We start from the raw sequence: 19,999 nt of genomic DNA on the forward strand, positions 1-19,999 counted from the left end.
CCGGGCACCGAGCCCGCTGCCGGCCACCGGATCCCATGCTCATACGCGACGGTTCCCCGTCCCGGCCGACCCGATCGCGGGCGCGAACCGAAACGACATAGTTCAGGGTTCCCCCCGATGTGCATTCGGCCCGATCCGGCGGACCATGAGATTCATGACCAAGACGAGCTTCGGGGATCAGCTTCGGCACATGTGGCAGACGCGGCCGACCCGATTGCCGCGACAGGGGCCGATCGCGGGAGTGGCGGCCGGGTTCGCACACCGCTATCGGGTCGACCCGGTGCTGATCCGGGTCGCGTTCGTGGTCTCGACCATCTTCGGCGGCGCCGGTATCGTCCTCTACCTCCTCGGGTGGCTGTTGTTCCCTCAGCCGGACGGCCGGCTCTCGATGGCCGACGCGCTGACCGGCAAAGGCGACGACTCACAATCCCAGGCCAAGGCGATCGCGCTGGTCGTGGCATTGGCCATTGCGGCCGGCACCCTGGGGCCGGTGGGCGCCGGGATGGGCGGCTCCGGGGTCATCGCCCTGGCACTCATGCTGGCCGGGTGGTGGATGCTGTATCTACGCAACCCGCAACCACCGCCGTTGCCGCACGATGCCGTCCCCGCGGCGGAGACGAGCACGCGGACCGGCACCGGCTATCCGGGAACGGCCTTCCCGCCCACCACCCCGGAGGCGTTCCCGTACGGCCCGTACACCCCCTACACCAAACTGCCCGACCGGTATGTCCCCGGGTCCCCCGCCCCAGGTGCCTCGACCACCGACGCCGAGGGGAACGATCTCCCCGGAAGCGCCTCTGCCCGGTCCCCACAGGAAATGTCCTCGACCGGGTCCACCGGTACGGACACCGCCCGGAGCGAAAGCGAGCCGGTCGCCGACGAAGCCGCGAAACCGAACCTCGCGAAAACCGACGCCGACCGCACCTCGTCCGATACCGCCACGGCGTCCGGCGACACCACCGTTCTCGCTGCGGACTCCGCACACTCGACGGCCATCCCCACCGACCTTCCCGGTCCCGCCGAGACCGGAGGCTCCGAGCACACGCCCCCGAGTGCCCGGATAGGTCTCGACAAGACCGACACCGTCGGCTCCGCGTCCACCACTTTCGCGGATCGGACCCCGCCGTCCTGGGATCCGCTCGGTGTCGCCCCTCTGGCCTGGGACCTGCCCGAACCCGCGCCGTCCGGTGGCCCGGTCCGGACCGCGCCACCCAAACCCCCGTCCCGGTTCACCCCCGTCGTGCTCGGTGCGGCCGTGCTCGCTGCCGCCGGCGCCGGTGCGGCGGCCGTCGCCGGTGTGGAGTGGATGACACCGGCCCGTATTGCGGCGGTGGCATTGGCGGTGATCGGAATAGGTCTGGTGATCGGCGCGTTCCGGCGGCGGGGTCACGGACTCCTGGTGGCGGCCGTCCCCGTGGCCGGATTCGTCGTCATGGCCTCGGTGGTCGGTCCGGTCGACTGGGAGGGCGCCGTCATGGGCGAACGCGACTGGGCCCCGACCACAGTTGCCGATCTACGGCCGCAATACACCGTAACCATGGGTTCGGGCACACTCGACCTGCGCGGACTGACCCTGACCGAGGACCGATCGGTCGACGTATCGGTTCAGATGGGCCAGGCACGGGTCCTACTCCCCGAGAACATGACCGTACGCACCGAATGCTCGGTGAACATGGGCGAAGCGCACTGTCCGGATGGCACCACCGGTCCCGGCGATGGCCCGATATTGAATCTGAACGTGCAGGTCCGAACCGGACAAGCGGAGGTGACCCGTGGCTGAGCCATCGCATATCGCGCCATCGCATATCGCGCCATCGCATATCGACAAGCGCCCCGCACCCCGAGACTCTCGGGGCCCGTCGTTCCCGCTGCTGACCGTCGGACTGGCGGCGCTCGCGCTGAGCATCTGGACGCTGATCGGACCGGCGGCCTGGCCCGCCGCGAGCATGATCCCCATCGGTTGGATCATGGTGGGCACGGCCATCGTGGTGGGGCTGATGTTGGTGCTGTACCCGGGCCGTGGGCGGCGTGGATCGGGCCCCTCGTGACGGGGGCCTTCCCCTACCGCGACATGGTGTCGCCCGCCCGCGGCGGTCGGGCGTTCACTCCCATTCGAGGCGGTCGGGCGTTCACTCCCATTCGATAGTGCCCGGCGGCTTGCTCGTCACATCCAGGACAACTCGATTGACCTCGGCGACCTCGTTGGTGATGCGGGTGGAGATCCGCTCCAGCACGTCGTAGGGCAGTCGGGTCCAGTCGGCGGTCATGGCGTCCTCACTGGACACCGGGCGCAGCACGATCGGATGACCGTAGGTGCGGCCGTCGCCCTGGACACCGACGCTGCGCACATCGGCGAGCAGCACCACCGGACACTGCCAGATCTGCCCATCCAGTCCCGCGGCGGTGAGTTCCTCGCGGGCGATGGCATCGGCCTGCCGCAGCACACGCAGCCGGTCGTCGGTGACCTCGCCGACGATGCGGATCGCCAGCCCCGGTCCCGGGAACGGCTGCCGGGCGACGATCTCCTCGGGCAGTCCCAGTTCCCGGCCGACGGCCCGAACCTCGTCCTTGAACAGCAGCCGCAGCGGCTCGACCAGCTCGAACTCCAGATCTTCCGGCAGCCCGCCGACATTGTGGTGTGATTTGATATTGGCGGTGCCGCTGCCACCGCCGGACTCCACCACATCCGGATACAGCGTGCCCTGCACCAGGAACTCCACCGTCGGCGTCTCGCCGTCGGCGGTGGTGTGCTCGCCGACGACCTCGGCGACCGCGTCCTCGAACGACCGGATGAATTCCCGGCCGATGATCTTGCGCTTCTCCTCCGGGTCGCTGACGCCCTTCAACTCGCCGAGAAACTTGTCCACCGCATCCACGGTCACCAGCCGGGCGCCGGTAGCCGTGACGAAATCCTGCTGCACCTGTTCGCGCTCACCCGCCCGCAAGAGGCCGTGATCGACGAAAACGCAGGTCAGTCTGTCACCGATGGCCCGCTGCACCACGGCCGCGGCCACCGCGCTGTCCACACCGCCGGACAGACCGCAGATGGCATGCCCGTCCCCGATCTGCGCGCGGACCTGCTCGATCATGGTCTCTGCGATATTGGCCGGCGTCCAGGTCGGGGCGATACCCGCCATCTCGTGCAGGAAGCGGCTCAGCACCACCTGACCGTGCGGGGAATGCAGCACTTCGGGGTGGTACTGCACCCCGGCCAGCCGCCGCTCCCGGTGTTCGAACGCCGCGACCGGCGCACCCGGGGTGGTGCCGGTGACCTCGAAACCCTCCGGAACGTCGGTGACGGCGTCGCCGTGACTCATCCACACCGGCTGGACCGTCGGGAGCCCACCGTGTAGCAGTCCTCCATCGCTGTCGAGCTCGGTGCGACCGTATTCCCGGGTGCCGGTATTGGTCACCGTGCCACCCAGTGCCTGCGCCATGGCCTGGAAGCCGTAGCAGATACCGAAGACCGGCACGTCCAGGTCGAACAGTCGTGAATCCAGCCGCGGTGCACCTTCGGCGTAGACACTGGCCGGACCACCGGACAGAATCACCGCCAGTGGCTTCCGCTCGGCGATCTCCTCCACCGACGCGGTATGCGGCACCACTTCGGAGTAGACACTCGCCTCACGGACCCGGCGGGCGATCAACTGCGCGTATTGCGCACCGAAGTCGACAACGAGGACGGGTCTCTGCGATTGGGTCACCCGAACAGTCTATTGAGCCGGGTCGGCGAGCCGGAATCGGCCGCCACCACCGGCACCGCCTGGCTATTCTCGACGGCGTGCCATTCGCTCGTGCGATCGATGCCGATATCCATTACGAGGACACTGGGGGAGACGGGCCGATAGTGCTGCTGGCGCACGAATTCCTCATGGACCGGACCATGTTCGCCGCCCAGATGTCCGCCCTGGCGCCGGAGTTCCGGGTGGTGTCCTGGGACGCACGCGGCCACGGACGCACGCGTGACCAAGGACTCCCGTTCACCTACTGGACCTCCGCCCGCGACGCGCTGACCGTGCTCGACCATCTCGGTGTCGAACGCGCGGTGATCGGCGGCAGCGCCCACGGCGGCTTCACCGCGCTGCGTACCGCTCTCGTGGCTCCGGAACGGGTCTCCGCGCTCATCCTGATCAGCACCGACGCCCACGCCGCCGCCCCCGAACAGGCCGCCGGCACCCGCCGGTTCCTGGACGAGTGGTACGACGAGACCTCCCGGCCGCGCGCCGCCGAGCAACTGGCCCATTGGCTGCTCGGCGACGACGAACGGCACCGTCGATTCTGGATCGAACGTTGGAGCGCACCCGAGCGGGACGGCATAGAGGCCGCGGCGGCCTGTCTCCTCGGCCGTGACTCCGTGCTGGAACGGCTTCCCGAGATCACCTGCCCCACCCTGGTAGTTCACGCCACACACAGCGGAATCGACCGCACCCGGGTGCAACAGCTGGCGGAGCGGATCGGCAACTCCACCTATCTCGAAATCGATGGCGGCCGCCCCGCGGTCACCCTCACCCATCCGGAACGGATGAACCGCGCCATCCGCCAGTTCCTGAGCGGTATCAAGCTCGAACGCTGAGCCCGACCTTCTGGAACTCCTTCAGATCCGAGTATCCGGCCTTGGCCATGGACCGCCGCAATCCACCCACGAGGTTCAACGAACCGTAGGGGTCGTCGGAGGGGCCGAACAGCACCCGCTCGAGGCTCGGGCGCGCGGCGGTTGCCGCTCCCTCTCCACTCCACGGATCGTCCACCTGGAGCAGCGAACCCCGCGGTACCGACGGATGCGCGGCCGCCGATGGCCAATACCAGCCGCGGCCCGGCGCCTCCGCCGCCACCGCCAGGGGCACACCGAGCATGGCGGCATCGGCGCCACAGGCGATGGCCTTCGCCAGGTCACCGGAGGTGGCGATATCGCCATCGGCGATGACGTGCACATATCGCCCGCCGGTCTCATCCAGATAGTCCCGACGAGCGGCGGCCGCATCGGCGATGGCCGTGGCCATCGGCACCCCGATACCGAGTACCTCACCGGTCGTCGTGGCACCCGGATACGAGCCGTAACCGACGATCACCCCGGCCGCACCGGTACGCATCAGGTGCAGTGCCGTCCGGTGATCGCTCACCCCGCCGGCGACCACCGGAACATCCAGTTCCGCGATGAACGTCTTGAGGTTCAACGGTTCGCCGTTACCGACGTGTTCGGCGGAGATAATGGTGCCCTGCACCACCAACAGGTCGATTCCGGCCTGCACCAACGCCGGGGTCAGCGTCTGCGCGTTCTGCGGACTCACCCGTACCGCCACCGTCACCCCGGCCCCGCGCACCTGCGCCACCGCCGCCGCCAACAGATCCGGCTGCATCGGGGCCGCGTGCAGTTCCTGCAACAACGCGACGGCGCGGTCCTGTCCGTCGTGGCCGTCCTTATGGGCCAACTCGATCAACTGGTCGATCTTGGCCGAGACATCGGCATGCCGCGCCCACAACCCCTCACCGTTGATGACACCGAGGCCGCCCTGGCGTCCCATTTCGATCGCGAACTCCGGCGATACCACCGCGTCGGTGGGGTGGGTGAGGAACGGGATATCGAAGCGGTAGGCGTCCAACTGCCAGGCCAGCGATACCAGCTTGGCCGAACGGGTACGGCGCGAGGGGACGATATCGATATCGTCCAACTCGTAGGTGCGACGCGCTGTCCGCCCCATACCGATCTCGACCATATCGCGCACTTGCATTCTCCTGATGTTGATGGGCCCGCGCGTTCGCACGGGCGTGTCCACGTCCCCTCGACGTCCCGGGTTTCCACACCCCGGAATCAGCGCCTTCGGCACGGCGCTTCGGGGTTCGAAAACACGAGAAAGGCCGCGAACTCCGGCCGCGACGGCGCGGCTCCCGGCGGGGTCGATTCGGGCGGGTGCCGCCGCGCATGTCCAGGTATGAACGATACACAGGGGGTGTGGGTGGCTCGGGCGGCGGCGTGAGAGTAGGGGCCGGGCAGGCCGAAACGGACGCGAAACCCGCGGAATCGACGGTGGATTCGCGAACGGGCACGACGACACGCGAGCTTTTCCGGGCATTCGGGGACGGCTTCGGGTCGTCCGGTGATGCGAGACCGCCGACGCCGGAACGGCACGGGCGGACGACGAGTGGTTCCGGGCCCCGGTCCGGGACCCGGAACCGAAACTATGCGCGACCGGTGTAGTTCGGGGCCTCGACGGTCATGGTGATGTCGTGCGGGTGGCTTTCCTTCAGACCTGCCGCGGTGATCTGCACGAACTGCGCCTCCTGCAGCTGCGGGATGGTCTGGGCACCCGTGTAGCCCATACCGGCACGCAGACCGCCGACGAGTTGGTGGATAACCTGACGCACCGGCCCGCGGAACGGCACCCGGCCCTCGATGCCTTCCGGAACCAGCTTGTCCTCGGCCAGGACGTCGTCCTGGAAATAACGGTCCTTGGAGAAGGACTTGGCCTGGCCTCGGCCCTGCATGGCGCCCAGCGAGCCCATACCGCGGTAGCTCTTGAACTGTTTACCACTGACCAGGATCAGCTCGCCCGGGGATTCGGCGGTGCCGGCCAGCAGGGATCCGAGCATCACGGTGGAGGCGCCGGCGGCGATGGCCTTGGCGATATCACCGGAGAACTGGATACCACCGTCGGCGATCACCGGAACTCCGGCGGGTTTGCAGACCGCCACGGCCTCCAGGATCGCGGTGATCTGCGGCGCGCCGACACCGGCCACGACTCGGGTGGTGCAGATGGAACCGGGGCCCACCCCGACCTTCACCGCATCGGCGCCGGCCTCGACCAGCGCGGCGGCGCCCGCGCGGGTGGCGATATTGCCACCGACGATCTGAATCCGATCGCCGACCTCGGCCTTGAGCTTGGATACCATCCGCAGAACCTGCACCTGATGGCCGTGCGCGGTATCCACCACCAGCACATCCACCCCGGCATCCACCAGGTTCATGGCCCGCGACCAGGCGTCGTCGCCGACACCGACGGCCGCGCCCACCAATAGCCGGCCGTCCCGGTCCTTGGTGGCGTCGGGGTACTGATCGGTCTTGACGAAGTCCTTGACGGTGATGAGCCCGCGCAGTCGGCCGTTACCGTCCACAATGGGCAGTTTCTCCACCTTGTGCCGGCGCAGCAGGCCCAGCGCCGCCTCCGCGGTCACACCCTCCTGGGCGGTGATCAGCGGGGCCTTGGTCATCACATCGGCGACCCGGCGATTCTGATCCACCTCGAACCGCATATCGCGGTTGGTGATGATGCCCACCAGCGCACCGGTCTCGTCCACCACCGGAAGACCGGAGATCCGGAATCGCGCGCACATGGCGTCGACCTCGGCGAGGGTGTCGGTGGGGCGGCAGGTCACCGGATCGGTCACCATGCCGGCCTCGGACCGCTTCACCGTTTCCACCTGGCTCGCCTGATCGGCCGCGGAGAGGTTGCGGTGCAGCACACCCATACCACCCGCTCGGGCCATGGCGATCGCCATCCGGGCCTCGGTGACGGTGTCCATGGCGGAACTCACCAGCGGCGTGCGCAGCCGGATCTCCCTGGTCAGCTGACTCGATGTGTCGACCGAACTGGGGATCAGATCCGAGGCGGCGGGTAGCAGCAACACATCGTCGAATGTGAGGCCGAGCATGGCCACCTTGTTCGGATCGTCACCACCCGTTGAGGGGCGGACAGTGACTTGCTCGCCCGGCACGGGAGTACTCATTCGGATCGACCCCTCCTGGACGTCGACAGGGCTACACCGGTACGACCGGGTAACGAACTGTTGCTCGGGATGGACTGAGGCGCGAGCCCGGCCCGCATCACCGAGGTGATAGGGGACATCGGATACTCGTCGACCTATGGATCCCATGGTATCGGGCGGGGTGAACACCGGATCAACCGAGGCCATCGGCAAACTGACGGCGCGCAGCGCTGGCGCAGACCACCCTGTTCTGCGTACCGTGGGTGTGTGCGTGACCATCTACCACCTGGCTTGCCGCCGGATCCGTTCGCCGGGGACCCCTCCGACCCGTCCGCCGCGCTCGACGCCATCGAGCCGGGGGAGCCGCTGGATCCTCATGAGCGCCTTGCGGTCGAGGAGGATCTCGCCGACCTCGCGGTCTACGAAGCGCTGCTGGCCCATCGTGGGATTCGCGGCCTGGTAGTGAGCTGCGAGGACTGTAGGCAAGATCACTACCACGACTGGGACATGTTGCGCGCCAACCTGCTGCAACTACTGGTCGACGGCACGGTGCGCCCCCATGAACCGGCCTACGACCCGACCCCGGAGGCGTATGTCACCTGGGACTATTGCCGCGGGTACGCCGACGCGTCGATGAACGAGGCGTTTCACGGCGACGGATTCGACGCCTAGACGGACATAGGTCCGTTCGCGCGAACCGTCGCGGTTCTCCGGTGGAGCACGACCGGGAACCGCGCACGGGGCTCGATCGCGCCCTCGTGACGTCGGCCACGGTTTGATCTCGGAGTATGAATTCTCGAGATATTGATCACATACAACAAGAACCCGAACACAGAAAACCGACCGCCGCGGCGGTCGGCCCTGTCTCGTCTTCGGTCCTCGCGCCCGGCCTCAGTTGACTCCGCCCGGCCCGATACCGGGAATCTGCGGTATGCCCGGCGGCAGCGACGGGCCGCTGTTGGTGTCGGGGACGGTCGATGGTGTCGGAGCCTCGGTCTCGCTGTCCACCGGAGGCTGCACCGGCGTAGGTTCGGCCGGCGTGGGTGAACTCACGGTGGACGGGGTCGCCGGGGGCTGGGAGACATCCTCGGACGGGGTCGGGACCGCGGTGGTATCCGGAATATCGGGACCACTCGGACCGCCGGTGCCCGGGCCAGGAGCAATCGTCGCACCCGGCCCCTCCGGGCGGGTGGGCCGCGGCCCGGTGGGTCGGGTCGGCTGCGTACCGCTCGACTGCCCGGGCTCCCCGGTCCGCAGAATGGACGGACCCTCGGAGGTGGTCGGCGCGGGCGCACCCGGCACCTGCGTTCTATCCGAGGTTTCGGGGGCCACATTCCCCGGATGCGCCGGCAACTGCGTCCGGTTCGAATCGACCGACGGCGGAGCAACGGGCACGCTCTGCTCCAGCTGCTGCGCTGCCTCCGGAGCGATATTGCGCAGTTCCGCGAGCAGCCGCTGCCAGACGTCCATCAGATCGGTGCGCTTCTCCGGGTCGTCCACCCGGGCGGCATTGGCCGCCGCCTGTTCCAGCCGAACCCGGGCCTGCTCGGGATCGCCCTGATCGATCAGGGTCTGCGCGGCGGCCATATCGTTGTCGGCGCGCTGCACCACGGTCGCCTGGGCCTGCTGGCTGAACACCACCTCTTTGACACCCCACAGCGGATCGCCGGGTTCGGCCGCATAGGAGAAGGCGGTCATACCGCCGATCACCAATGCCACGGCCGCCGCGGTGCCCGCGATCGGCCGAAGCAGCCGAAGTCTGCCACCCGAGCGCGCGGCCATCCGGGCCTGGCGGGCGCCGATCTCCTGATTGACCGCCGCAACCACGGTATCGAGGTCGGGAGCGTCGGGTAACGGCGGTGTGATGATCTCCGTTCGCCAATCGGCCAGCAGAGCCGCGAGTTGGAACTCCTCGGTGCTCTCGGTCGGAACCGGGCCGCCCGCGGCGATGGCATCGATCAGCGCATCGTCGCGGCGCACCGCCACGATGTCAACCGGTCCGGTGTCGCCGCCGGAACCCTCGGCATAGGGACCGGTACCCTGCGGTTCACGTCGCGACTTCCGGTCGCCACGACCGCGCCCGCCATCCCTAGCCATACATTTCACCTGCCCTCGCCACTTGTGTTTTCAGTTTCGCGAGCGCCCTGTGCTGGGCAACTCGTACCGCCCCCGCCGTACTGCCCACGGCGAGTGCGGTTTCTTCCGCCGACATACCCACGACCAAGCGCAGGACCAGGATCTCCCGATGCTTTTCCGGAAGCGTGGCCAGCAGGCGGTTCATCTGCCGGCTCGTTTCCGATTCGAGAGCTCGCTGCTCCGGCCCTTGGTCTGTGGATATGACATCTGGTACTTCGGCCATCGCCTCCGCCTTGTTACGCGAGGCATTGCGATGGGCGTCGGCAACCTTGTGCGAAGCAATTCCGTAAACGAAGGCCATGAACGGCCTGCCCTGGTCCTGATACCGGGGTAAAGCTGTCATGACCGCCAGACAGACCTCCTGCGCAACATCGTCCGCGGAGAGTTGACCACGCTCCGCGGAGCCGATCCGCGCTCGGCAATAACGCACCACCATCGGGCGGATCATCTCCAATACCTGAGCTAGAGCAGATCTGTCGCCCTGCGCAGCGGCAGCGACGGCGAGGTCCAACTCTTCGCCCGTGTGCGTCATCGTCAGCGGAATTCCTGGCGTTACAAGTGGCACGGCCGGTTTCGACCCATGCTTCCGCCGGCCGGCGGAACGGTTCAACAATAGCGATACCGGCCCGGGAACCGGAGCAGCCGGGGGACACTCATGACATCGTCGTCGGACGGAACCGACCGCCACGCCGGGCGATAGCGACAGCGCATACCGCCACTTCCCGACCGGCCGACGTATCCGGACCCGCGCCCTCCTCGGCCGGAAGACCGGTCCGCAGCATGGCGGATGCCCAGCGCAACGGCAACAGGTCGTGGTCCCGACACTGCCCGGCAACCGTCTCGGCGAGCACCCGGGCGCGTTCGATATCACCGACCGCAGCGGCGGATGCGGCGACCAGCAACCGGGATTTCACCTCGTGCCGCAGCGATGGAGAGCACTCGGCGAGTCGCAGCGCCGCTTCGGCCTCGGCGAGGGCCCGCGCCGCCTGCCCGGATGCGAGAGCGGTTTCGGCGCGTACCCACCCCAGGCGCACCGACGGCCGCCAGCGGGGTGCCGCCGAGTCGCGGTCCAGGAGGGCGGCGCAGCGGTCCAACAGTCGAGTGGCGAGCTCGATCCGCCCGGTGCCGAGAGCATCTGCGGCCAAACCCGTCAGCGCGTCGGCGGCAGCCTCGAGGGCGTCCGGTCCGGGGGTATCTCGTTCCTGCCGTGGGTGAGTTCGTGACAGGAGCGGCAGGACCGATGCGGCGGCACACCCGTCGTGGTGCGCGGCACGAGCGTGCCAACCCAGCTGCCGCAGCAGCGATCCTTCGGTGGCGGCTCCCACGGCGAGCAGTATCGGATCGGTTGTATCGACACGTAGTCGGGACAATTCGACCCGCGCGGCGGCATAGCGGCCCTGCCCACCGAGAGCGACGGCCCGCCACCAGATTTCGAGGGCGTTTTTCGCCATCGGCAACTCATCGGCCGACCGGTCGGGATGGGCGCCGAATGCCGCGTCGGCGAGTAGAGCGGAGCGGGTTTCGAAGCTCGGAGCAGGGACGAACACCGTCGCACCCTATCCCGCGCGCCATTCGGCGGTAATGTCGACGGCGAGCTCCCACTCCCGAACCACTGTGATAGCTATCACCCAGCATTCACTCGTTGCGTCACGTTTCCACGATGTAAATCCCAGACGGCAAACCGTGCGTATATGCGCATGAAATTCGAAGGCGTTTCTCGCAATTAACCTGAACGCCGCGATTAGGTCATCACGATCGTGCCGAGTGGCGAGTATCGACTCCGGTTCGATCGATGCCCCGCGGGCGGCGGCGCACCGCTTCGCCACGTCGACTCCGGAAAAGACATCTGCCTGCGGTGATACCAGAAGGGCAGGAAGCACCCCGATCCGATTCATGGCCAATCGGCCAGTATCCCCGGAAGATTAGCGAAAGTAAACAGCTTTCAGGTTAAATTCCACGATCAAAAGCTTCCCGAAATCGGATGCTCCGAACTATTGACGGAATTTCGTCGATAGCCCTAACGTAGCCCCACGCCACAGACGGCGCAGCGCGAAATCGCAGCGACCTTCCAAGGCGGACCCACCGGTACCGCCGAATGTGGCGCCGGCGCCCGGACGACCGCCGAGCGCCGTCGACCGTTACCGATCACTCGCTCGACAATGCCGACGAGCTCGCGTCACGAGGAGTTCAATCTCATGCCTATGCCCACCCACCTCCCCGGACCGAACGCCGATGTCTGGGACTGGCAGATGCGCGGTGCCTGCCGTGGTGTGGACTCGGCGGTGTTCTTCCATCCCGACGGTGAACGCGGTCGCGCCCGCACCGCCCGGGAGATGCGCGCCAAGGAGATCTGCCGTACCTGCCCAGTGCTCATGCAGTGCCGCGCGCATGCCTTGAAGGTCAGCGAACCGTATGGCATCTGGGGCGGCATGTCCGAAACCGAGCGGGAGATGTACACCCGACGCACCCGCCGCCGTATGGCGGTATAGCCGGGCCGTATCGCGATATAGCCGGAAGGCACAACCCACACGCCCGGTCGTCGATCCACCGTACGAACCCCTCGGCAGCGATCCGTTCCCATCCGCGAACCGCGGTGTGCCGAATCCCTAGCACAGCAACTCCGGCCACATCGGAGACAACGGTCGAGCCTCGTACCTGCGAACACGCCCGACCCACACCGCGTGCGCCAGGACTTCGGTCACCACCGAATCGGCCTGTCGAGCGGCGTCGCGCGCTGTCGCGGACACCCTTGTGCAGGAAGGTCATAGCGAAGCGTTATGGTAGTGATTGATGACACAGAATGGAGCGTTGTGACAACGCGGCCGCCGGCCGCAGAGGGCGACTCGTTCCGTGGGGAAGCCCTTCCACCGGAGGTGGAATCTGCGGTTTCGGCACGCGCGGCCGAAAGTATCGAGCTCGCAGCTCTTCTGCAGCGCTGCGGCCAGTCGGATCAGAAAGCCTTTGCCGAGCTGTACGACCGGACATGCGCCCGTGTCTTCGGTCTGGTGTTGCGCATCCTGCACGACCCGGGGTACGCGGAGGAGACCACCCAGGAGGTCTACCTCCAGGTCTGGCGGACCGCGTCGACCTTCGACCCCGGGAAGGGATCTGCCGTGACCTGGTTGATGACGCTGGCACACCGCCGCGCCGTCGACCGGGTCCGCGCCGAACAAGCCCATACCCAACGCGAGGTCGCCTATGGGATCCGGGTGCTCGGCAATGATTTCGACGAGGTCACCGAGGAGGTGGAACGTAAATTCGAACAACGAGCCGTACTGGAAGGTCTCGCCTCGTTGACCGCAACCCAGCGCGAGGCCATATCGCTCGCCTACTACGGCGGGCGGACCTACTCGGAGGTGGCTCTGCACCTCGACGTGGGTCTACCCACCGTGAAATCCCGTATTCGGGATGGATTGACACGACTGAAGAAAAGTTTGGGGGTGACGTGAGATGCACCTGAACCGGATCGATCTCGCGCACGCCGTCGCGCTCGGATCGATCGACGACGAAGATTTACCTGCGGTACAGCAATTGCTCGACAGCGCCGACCCAGTCGAGCGCACGGAGTTCCTCACGCTCGTCCAGCAGGCCAGGGAAGCTGTCGCTACCCTGGCCGTCGCCACCGCCGTCACGCCGCCTCCCAGATTGCGCGACCGGCTGTTACAGGCGATCTCGGCCGAACAGCCTCCTGTCGCTTCCTGAATCCTCTCGGGCATTTACCCAGCGTTCCGACCGGCGAACGGTCCCCGATACCCGAACGGGCCGTTCACGTCCGCTGGGGAACATGAACGGCCCGTCGATTTCGATCTTCTCGACCGAATTCTCGATCAATGGCTGTGACCGTGGCCCTGCTCGTTCTCTTCGGCCGGCTTGTCCACCACGGCGCTTTCGGTGGTGAGCACCATCCGGGCCACCGAGGCCGCGTTGATGACCGCCGAGCGGGTCACCTTCACCGGGTCGACGACACCCTCGGTGAGCAGATCACCGTAGGTGAGGGTGGCGGCGTTGAAGCCTTCCTTGCCCTCGGCGACCTTGCTGACCACTACGGAACCGTCCACACCGGCATTGGTGGCGATCCAGTACAGCGGAGCCTTCAACGCGCCGCGCACCACCTCGGCGCCGACCGCTTCGTCGCCGGACAGCGAACCGATCAGCTCGTCGAGCTTGGCGGCGGCCTGCACCAGCGCGGTACCACCACCGGGCACGATGCCCTCTTCGACGGCGGCCTTGGCGGCGCTCACCGCGTCCTCGACCCGGTATTTGCGCTCTTTGAGTGCGGTTTCGGTGGCCGCGCCGACCTTGATCACCGCGACACCGCCGGCCAACTTGGCCAGCCGCTCCTCGAGCTTCTCCCGATCCCAGTCGGAATCGGTGGTCTCGATCTCCCGTCGCAGCTGGGCGGCGCGGGCGGCGATGTCCTCCGCGGAGCCGGCACCGTCGACAATGGTGGTCTCGTCCTTGGTGACGACCACACGACGGGCCTTGCCCAGCACCTCGAGACCGGCCTCACGCAGGCTGATGCCCAGGTCGGGGTTGACCACGGTACCCGCGGTGACGATGGCCAGATCCTCCAGGAACGCCTTGCGCCGGTCGCCGAAGAACGGTGCCTTGACCGCCACGGCCTTGAGCGTCTTGCGAATGGAGTTGACCACCAGGGTGGACAGCGGCTCACCCTCGACGTCCTCGGCGATGATCAGCACCGGCTTGCCGGCCTCGGCGATCTTCTCCAGCAACGGCAGGAAATCCGGCAGCGAGCTGATCTTCTCGCGGTGCAACAGGACGAACGCGTCCTCGAGCACGGCTTCCTGGCTGTCGGGGTCGGTCACGAAATAGGGTGACAGATAACCCTTGTCGAACTGCACGCCTTCGGTGACGACCAGTTCGGTGTGCAGCGTCGAGGACTCCTCGACGGTGACCACACCGTCCTTGCCCACGGTGGTCAGCGCCTTGCCGACCATCTCGCCGATCTCCTCGTCACGCGAGGAGACGGTGGCGACCTGGGCGATGGCCTTCTCTCCGGACACCGGGGTGGCCGCCGCGAGCAGCGCCTCGGAGACCGCGTCGGCGGCCTTGGCGATACCCGAACCGATCGCGATCGGGTTGGCGCCGGCGGCGATGTTCTTCAGGCCGCCGCGCACCAAAGCCTGCGCCAGCACGGTAGCGGTGGTGGTGCCGTCACCGGCGACATCGTTGGTCTTGGTGGCAACGCTCTTGACCAGCTGAGCGCCGAGATTCTCGAACGGATCCTCGAGGTCGATATCGCGGGCGATGGTGACGCCGTCGTTGGTGACGGTGGGGCCGCCGAACGACTTGGCGAGCACCACATGCCTACCGCGCGGACCGAGGGTGACCTTGACCGCGTCGGCGAGCTTGTCCACACCGCGCTCCATAGCCCGGCGAGCCGACTCGTCGAACTCGATCTGCTTTGCCATAAGTTTCGCTCCTGTGTTCGATTGCGCCGCTCGTGGCGGCGCGGGTCGGGACCGCCCTCATGTCCCCGACCGTGCTGTCCAGTTGCGCGGTACAACGCACTCCGCCCCGGACCTGGGTCGGCACCGGGGCGGAACGCATGCGCGGCGATGGATTACTTGCCGACGACGGCCAGCACGTCGCGCGCGGACAGGATCAGGTATTCCTCACCCTGGTACTTGATCTCGGTACCGCCGTACTTGCTGTAGATGACGGTGTCGCCCTCCTGGACATCCAGCGGAATGCGCTTTTCACCCTCGTCGTCCCAGCGGCCTGGACCGACGGCGACGACGGTGCCCTCCTGCGGCTTCTCCTTTGCCGTGTCGGGGATGACCAGGCCGGAGGCGGTCGTCGTCTCGGCCTCGATGGCCTGGACGAGGATCTTGTCCTCGAGCGGCTTGATGTTCACGCTCGCCACGTTGAGCCCTCCACTTTCAGGGGATAACGGTCGTCCGGAACTGTTGTCCCGGACCATCGATTCGGTCACGATGCTGACCCTGCGCATAGCCCCGTCGTCGCGGGTGCCGGGACCGCCTGCTCAGTGTCAAGCCTGGCACCGGGCAACGATTGGTGCCGACTAGCACTCTATACGTGAGAGTGCCAGCGCTCAAGGCCCGCAGGTGCCAAAGTCGGTGGTTTGAACATATTCGGAGGCGGTTACCGAAGCCGGATGAACTCCTGCCAGAATTCACGGACCGACCGGTCTTGATCTTGGAGAGGCTCAGGACTTCCCAACGGTTCCCGAAGTCTGTAACGTTCGCATAACGGTTCGAGACGATATTGTTCGAAACAGCCTGGACGCCAAACGACCACCGGAACGACCGTCGGTAACGAACAGCACAGCCCAGCGTCACCCAGCCGCCCGACACAGCTGCATACCGGTACCGCGAGCAGCGCCCATTCCACTCGAAGGGAGGTGAACACATTGCGAAAATCACTCGGTGTCTCCGCCGGGAACGAGGTCGTGTGCTCGGCACTGGTCACCACCGCGCCGAACGGCGCGCAGACCTTCGACTACCGGGTCGTCTCCGCAGACGCGCATTCCGATCTCGGCGATCTCGTCGCCTCCTCGATCGAGCTGATGACCACACAGCTGCCCACCACGCAGTACGACTACTCGTCTCCCGAAATCGACAGTCCGCCCACCGGTGTCACGGTGGCCTATCGCGATCAGGAGCAGGCACAGGCGATCCGGCTGGCCGTCGGCAGACGCCACAACCCGCACCTGATCTCGGAAACCACTGCCGCCCTGACCTACCTACGCAGCACCGGCCTGGTCGACCGCTACGACACCATCGCCCTGGTGGATCTGGGCGCCTCCGGATGTAGTGTCAGCGTCGCCGACCGGGCAGGCGGTGAGATCCTGCACACCGCCCGCACCACCGCCGTGAGCGGTCGAGCCATCGATGACCTGATCTACCGCCATCTGCTCGACCAGCACTACGCCCGGCGCGGCACCCGTCCCAACCGGAGCACCCTGGTCAACCGCTCCCGCGCCGCCAAAGAACATCTGTCCATCGCGCCGGCCGTCACCATCGACCACGTCGCGGGCCGTCCGCTCAAACTGACCCGCGCCGACTTCGAGGAACTGATCGCCGGTCTGCTGCGCGATCTGACCGCATTCACCGCATTGTCGTTCCGCCGCGGGGACCGAGCACCCGAAGCGGTGGTCGTGATCGGTGGGGGTGCGCATATCCCGGCGGTACTCACCGCACTCGAACGCGGACTCGACATCCCCGTGCTGACACTGCCGGATCCCGACGCGGTGATCGCCAAGGGAGCCGCCCTGGTCGCCGATGCCGCCCGACCCTCGGCACTGCCGCTGACCGCCCGCTCATCCGAGTCGTCGAACACCTTGGCCAAGGTCCTGGGCACCATGGTCGGCGCGGCCGTCGTGGTCGGCCTGATCATCGGTTACGGCGTGAACACCATGACCTCCGGCTCCGACGAGGAGGTCTCGCCCGCGGGAACGACCAGCGGCGCCCGGCTCCCACCGCCGCCGATGTCGAGTACACCCGCACCTCCGGTGACCTCGACGGTCCCCCACACGGCCGAGCCGACCACCGTTCCGCCGCCCGCGGAGACGATCACACCGACCGTGACCTACCCGGCACAGGACCCGACGTATATCGATCCCGATCCCATCACCATCGATCCCACGACGACAACCGAGTCCTCGACCGAGACGCACGCCCAGCCGACGCTGCGCCCCGATCCGAACCTGCCGCACATCCCGTTCCCCGAACTGCTGAGCCCCGAGAGCTCCGCACCTGGCCCGCCGTATCCTCCGAGCGCTCCCACCAACGACGAACAGAGCACCACTCCCACGAGCCGACCGGTACTACCGGGCACCGGTTCGTCCGGCTGAACCCGAACCACCGGGGCCCGAAGGTGGGCCGTCACACACAGCTGACGGAGACCGGGAGACCGGGATCCGATGCCACACCCAACGACGAGGGTTTCGCCCCGCCCGCGATCACATGCGCGCCCAAAGCCGCGATCATCACACCGTTATCGGTGCACAGCCGTGGTTTCGGCACCCGCAGCGTCAAACCCGCCGCAGCGCACCGCTGTTCGGCCAGAGATCGAATACGGGAGTTCGCGGTCGCCCCGCCGCCCAATACCAGCGTGTCGACCCCGACATCCTGCGCCGCACGCACTGCCTTCATGGTGAGCACATCGGCCACTGCTTCCTGGAAGGAAGCCGCGATATCCGGAATCGGCAGACGATCGGGGGTGATACCGGAACGTTGGGCCGCCTCGACATAGCGGGCGACAGCGGTTTTCAGACCGGAGAAGGAGAAGTCGTAGCGCGGATCGCGCGGACCGGTCATACCGCGGGGGAAGGCGATGGCGTTCGGATCGCCACCGGCCGCGGCCGCGTCCAATGCGGGACCGCCCGGGAAACCGAGCCCGAGCAGCCGGGCGACCTTGTCGAACGCCTCTCCCGCGGCATCGTCGACGGTACTGCCCAATTCGACGATCGGTTCGGCCAGGTCCGTGACATGAAGCAAATGGGTGTGGCCGCCGGAGACCAACAATGCGACACACGGCGGCATGGGGCCGTGCTCTATGGTGTCCACCGCCACATGTCCGCCGAGGTGGTTGAGCGCATAGAAGGGGATATCCCACGCCGCGGCATAGGCTTTCGCGGCCGCCACCCCAACCAGCAGGGCGCCGGCCAGACCGGGACCGATGGTCACCGCCAGGGCATCGGGCGCCACGATCCCGGCCGTGGACAAGGCACGACGCATGGCCGGGACGATCGCCTCCAGATGTGCACGGGAAGCGATTTCGGGTACCACACCGCCGAAACGGGCATGCTGATCGACGCTGGAGGCGACTTCATCGGCGAGCAGTTCACAGGTACCGTCCGGCTTCCGGCGCACGATACCGACTCCGGTTTCGTCGCAGGAACTCTCGATTCCCATGACGATCACGACAGCACCTCGCTCGTTTCGGGGTTCCCCGGCGCGACGGTCGCCGCCGCGGGACGGCGCATCGTATAGGCGTCGGCGCCGCTGGGATGGTAGTAGTTCTTACGCAATCCGATGATGTGGAATCCGTACTTGGTGTACAGCGCGATAGCGGGTTCGTTATCGGTGCGAACCTCCAGGAACACCGGCCCGCCGCGGCGATCGGCCGCGGCGAGCAACGCCTCGAGCAATCGGGTTCCGACACCGGACCGGTGCCGGCGCGGATCGACCCCGATGGTGTGCACCTCGGCCTCCGGATGTGCGGCGTCACCGAGCAAGGCGATTCCGGCGTAACCGATCAACTCGCCCGTCTCGTCCCGGGCGACGACATACCGATTGTGCTTCGCCGCCAGCTCCGCGCGGAAGGCCGCCGCCTGCCACGGATCGTCGCCGGCGAACAGCAGATGCTCCAGTTCGACGCAGCGCGCGATATCGGCGGCCACCATGGGTTCGATATCGATACCCATCAGCGGACTCCCGTCCGATCCACGGTGCGGTAACTCTGTTCGACCGCGTCCGGTCGGCGCAGATACAGCGGGACCAGAGGTTCCGGCGTCGCGCGCGCCATGATCGCGGGGGCTGCGACCCGCACCAGTCCCGCCGGCGAGGGGGTCTCCACCGGCAGCACGGGCAGATCGAACAGGTCGACATGGGATGCCGATCCGGCGATGACATCCGCCGCGCCGAGATCCAATCCGCCGGGTTTGCCCACCTGCGGCCCCGCCACCCGCCGCGCGCCCCGGTCGCGGTAGCGCGCCGAGTAGACCTCGCGCCGCCGGGCATCGGTCACCACCAGCAGTTCGGCGTCCGAAGCCAGGTCCGGGGCACAATCGGCGGCGATCCCGTCCAGACTGCACACGCCGTACACCGGGATCCCCAAGGCGTCACCGAATGCCGCCGCCGTGGCCATTCCCACTCGCAGCCCGGTGAAGGGGCCGGGTCCGACACCGACCACGATGGCCGAGATATCGGTGCGAGCACAGCCGACCTCGGCGAGACAGTCGAGGATCTGCGGGGTGAGAACCTCCGCATGGGCACGGGCGTCGACATGTACTCGGGCGGCGAGAGTACGCGGACCGGTGGAGACCGAGGTGTCCGCCGATTCACGGGTATCCACACCGGTCGCCGCCTGCCCCAGTTCCACCAGGCCGGCCGTCACGGCGGGGGTCGCGGTGTCGAGGGCTAGTACGAGCATGATTCGGTCAACGATACCGGTA

At 67.2% G+C, this 19,999-nt stretch carries 19 protein-coding genes; 8 read left to right on the top strand and 11 right to left on the bottom strand.

Annotation, left to right across the window (positions count from 1 at the left end):
• Positions 1–154 precede the first annotated feature (154 nt).
• A complete protein-coding gene (locus ON32_RS17635; protein ID WP_245551121.1) occupies positions 155–1,780 on the top strand; it encodes a PspC domain-containing protein in 1,626 nt (541 codons plus the stop codon).
• Positions 1,773–2,048: a hypothetical protein gene (locus ON32_RS17640; RefSeq protein ID WP_245551122.1), complete on the top strand. Its 276-nt coding sequence runs from the start codon at positions 1,773–1,775 to the stop codon at positions 2,046–2,048. The genes ON32_RS17635 and ON32_RS17640 overlap by 8 nt, the downstream gene beginning before the upstream one ends.
• 81 nt (positions 2,049–2,129) lie before the next feature.
• On the opposite strand, the gene guaA is transcribed toward ON32_RS17640, so the two are convergent.
• On the bottom strand, positions 2,130–3,704 hold the full coding sequence (gene guaA / locus ON32_RS17645) for a glutamine-hydrolyzing GMP synthase (RefSeq protein ID WP_040792057.1): 1,575 nt from the start codon (positions 3,702–3,704) through the stop codon (positions 2,130–2,132).
• Positions 3,705–3,781: 77 nt separating this feature from the next.
• Between guaA and ON32_RS17650 the strand changes: the two genes are divergently transcribed.
• Positions 3,782–4,573, top strand: coding sequence for an alpha/beta fold hydrolase (locus ON32_RS17650; RefSeq protein WP_040792058.1), 792 nt, complete (start codon positions 3,782–3,784; stop codon positions 4,571–4,573).
• Here the strand turns inward: ON32_RS17650 and ON32_RS17655 are convergent.
• Together ON32_RS17655 and guaB are read right to left on the bottom strand one after the other, a co-directional pair.
• Positions 4,557–5,723 (bottom strand): GuaB3 family IMP dehydrogenase-related protein, encoded by a 1,167-nt coding sequence (locus ON32_RS17655; RefSeq protein ID WP_040792171.1) that lies wholly within the window; start codon positions 5,721–5,723, stop codon positions 4,557–4,559. The two genes, ON32_RS17650 and ON32_RS17655, sit on opposite strands and share 17 nt — an antisense overlap.
• Before the next feature lie 454 nt (positions 5,724–6,177).
• On the bottom strand, positions 6,178–7,722 hold the full coding sequence (guaB, locus tag ON32_RS17660) for an IMP dehydrogenase (RefSeq protein ID WP_083874601.1): 1,545 nt from the start codon (positions 7,720–7,722) through the stop codon (positions 6,178–6,180).
• A 246-nt stretch (positions 7,723–7,968) separates the two neighbouring features.
• On the opposite strand from guaB, the gene ON32_RS17665 reads away from it, so the two are divergent.
• Positions 7,969–8,373 carry a DUF5319 domain-containing protein gene (locus tag ON32_RS17665; RefSeq protein WP_040792060.1) on the top strand — a complete coding sequence of 135 codons (405 nt, stop codon included), beginning with the start codon at positions 7,969–7,971 and terminating at the stop codon, positions 8,371–8,373.
• A gap of 219 nt (positions 8,374–8,592) precedes the next feature.
• On the opposite strand, the gene ON32_RS29630 is transcribed toward ON32_RS17665, so the two are convergent.
• The 3 genes from ON32_RS29630 to ON32_RS17680 all read right to left on the bottom strand — a co-directional run bounded on the left by ON32_RS29630 (position 8,593) and on the right by ON32_RS17680 (position 11,384).
• Positions 8,593–9,798: an anti-sigma-D factor RsdA gene (locus tag ON32_RS29630; protein WP_040792061.1), complete on the bottom strand. Its 1,206-nt coding sequence runs from the start codon at positions 9,796–9,798 to the stop codon at positions 8,593–8,595.
• The gene (locus ON32_RS17675; protein WP_040792062.1) at positions 9,791–10,369 is read right to left on the bottom strand and encodes a sigma-70 family RNA polymerase sigma factor; all 579 of its coding nucleotides are present in this window, start codon (positions 10,367–10,369) and stop codon (positions 9,791–9,793) included. Before ON32_RS17675 ends, ON32_RS29630 begins: the two co-directional genes overlap by 8 nt.
• Positions 10,370–10,490: 121 nt before the next feature.
• Positions 10,491–11,384 carry a hypothetical protein gene (locus ON32_RS17680; RefSeq protein WP_040792063.1) on the bottom strand — a complete coding sequence of 298 codons (894 nt, stop codon included), beginning with the start codon at positions 11,382–11,384 and terminating at the stop codon, positions 10,491–10,493.
• Positions 11,385–12,032: 648 nt separating this feature from the next.
• On the opposite strand from ON32_RS17680, the gene ON32_RS17685 reads away from it, so the two are divergent.
• The 3 genes from ON32_RS17685 to ON32_RS17695 all read left to right on the top strand — a co-directional run bounded on the left by ON32_RS17685 (position 12,033) and on the right by ON32_RS17695 (position 13,539).
• A complete protein-coding gene (locus tag ON32_RS17685; RefSeq protein WP_040792172.1) occupies positions 12,033–12,326 on the top strand; it encodes a WhiB family transcriptional regulator in 294 nt (97 codons plus the stop codon).
• Positions 12,327–12,710: 384 nt separating this feature from the next.
• A complete protein-coding gene (locus ON32_RS17690) occupies positions 12,711–13,286 on the top strand; it encodes a sigma-70 family RNA polymerase sigma factor (protein WP_040792064.1) in 576 nt (191 codons plus the stop codon).
• A gap of 1 nt (position 13,287) precedes the next feature.
• Entirely contained in the window at positions 13,288–13,539 is a 252-nt protein-coding gene (locus ON32_RS17695) for an RskA family anti-sigma factor (protein ID WP_040792065.1), read from the top strand.
• Positions 13,540–13,664: 125 nt separating this feature from the next.
• Here ON32_RS17695 and groL read toward each other — a convergent pair whose 3' ends face one another.
• Together groL and groES are read right to left on the bottom strand one after the other, a co-directional pair.
• The gene (groL, locus tag ON32_RS17700; RefSeq protein ID WP_040792066.1) at positions 13,665–15,269 is read right to left on the bottom strand and encodes a chaperonin GroEL; all 1,605 of its coding nucleotides are present in this window, start codon (positions 15,267–15,269) and stop codon (positions 13,665–13,667) included.
• Positions 15,270–15,421: 152 nt separating this feature from the next.
• Positions 15,422–15,724: a co-chaperone GroES gene (gene groES, locus ON32_RS17705; RefSeq protein WP_040792067.1), complete on the bottom strand. Its 303-nt coding sequence runs from the start codon at positions 15,722–15,724 to the stop codon at positions 15,422–15,424.
• 498 nt (positions 15,725–16,222) lie between these two features.
• Here groES and ON32_RS17710 point away from each other — a divergent pair, with 498 nt between their 5' ends.
• Positions 16,223–17,674: a DUF7159 family protein gene (locus ON32_RS17710; protein ID WP_051133379.1), complete on the top strand. Its 1,452-nt coding sequence runs from the start codon at positions 16,223–16,225 to the stop codon at positions 17,672–17,674.
• A gap of 31 nt (positions 17,675–17,705) precedes the next feature.
• Here the strand turns inward: ON32_RS17710 and tsaD are convergent, their stop codons facing one another.
• From tsaD to tsaB, 3 genes are read right to left on the bottom strand one after another with little or no spacing between them, the layout of a single operon-like run.
• Positions 17,706–18,746 (bottom strand): tRNA (adenosine(37)-N6)-threonylcarbamoyltransferase complex transferase subunit TsaD, encoded by a 1,041-nt coding sequence (gene tsaD, locus ON32_RS17715; RefSeq protein ID WP_040792068.1) that lies wholly within the window; start codon positions 18,744–18,746, stop codon positions 17,706–17,708.
• On the bottom strand, positions 18,743–19,249 hold the full coding sequence (gene rimI, locus ON32_RS17720; RefSeq protein WP_040792069.1) for a ribosomal protein S18-alanine N-acetyltransferase: 507 nt from the start codon (positions 19,247–19,249) through the stop codon (positions 18,743–18,745). Before rimI ends, tsaD begins: the two co-directional genes overlap by 4 nt.
• Positions 19,249–19,977, bottom strand: a complete 729-nt coding sequence (gene tsaB / locus ON32_RS17725; RefSeq protein WP_040792174.1) for a tRNA (adenosine(37)-N6)-threonylcarbamoyltransferase complex dimerization subunit type 1 TsaB — start codon at positions 19,975–19,977, stop codon at positions 19,249–19,251. Before tsaB ends, rimI begins: the two co-directional genes overlap by 1 nt.
• Positions 19,978–19,999 lie beyond the last annotated feature (22 nt).

Source organism: Nocardia paucivorans NBRC 100373, from assembly GCF_000308675.1.
GTDB lineage: Bacteria > Actinomycetota > Actinomycetes > Mycobacteriales > Mycobacteriaceae > Nocardia > Nocardia paucivorans.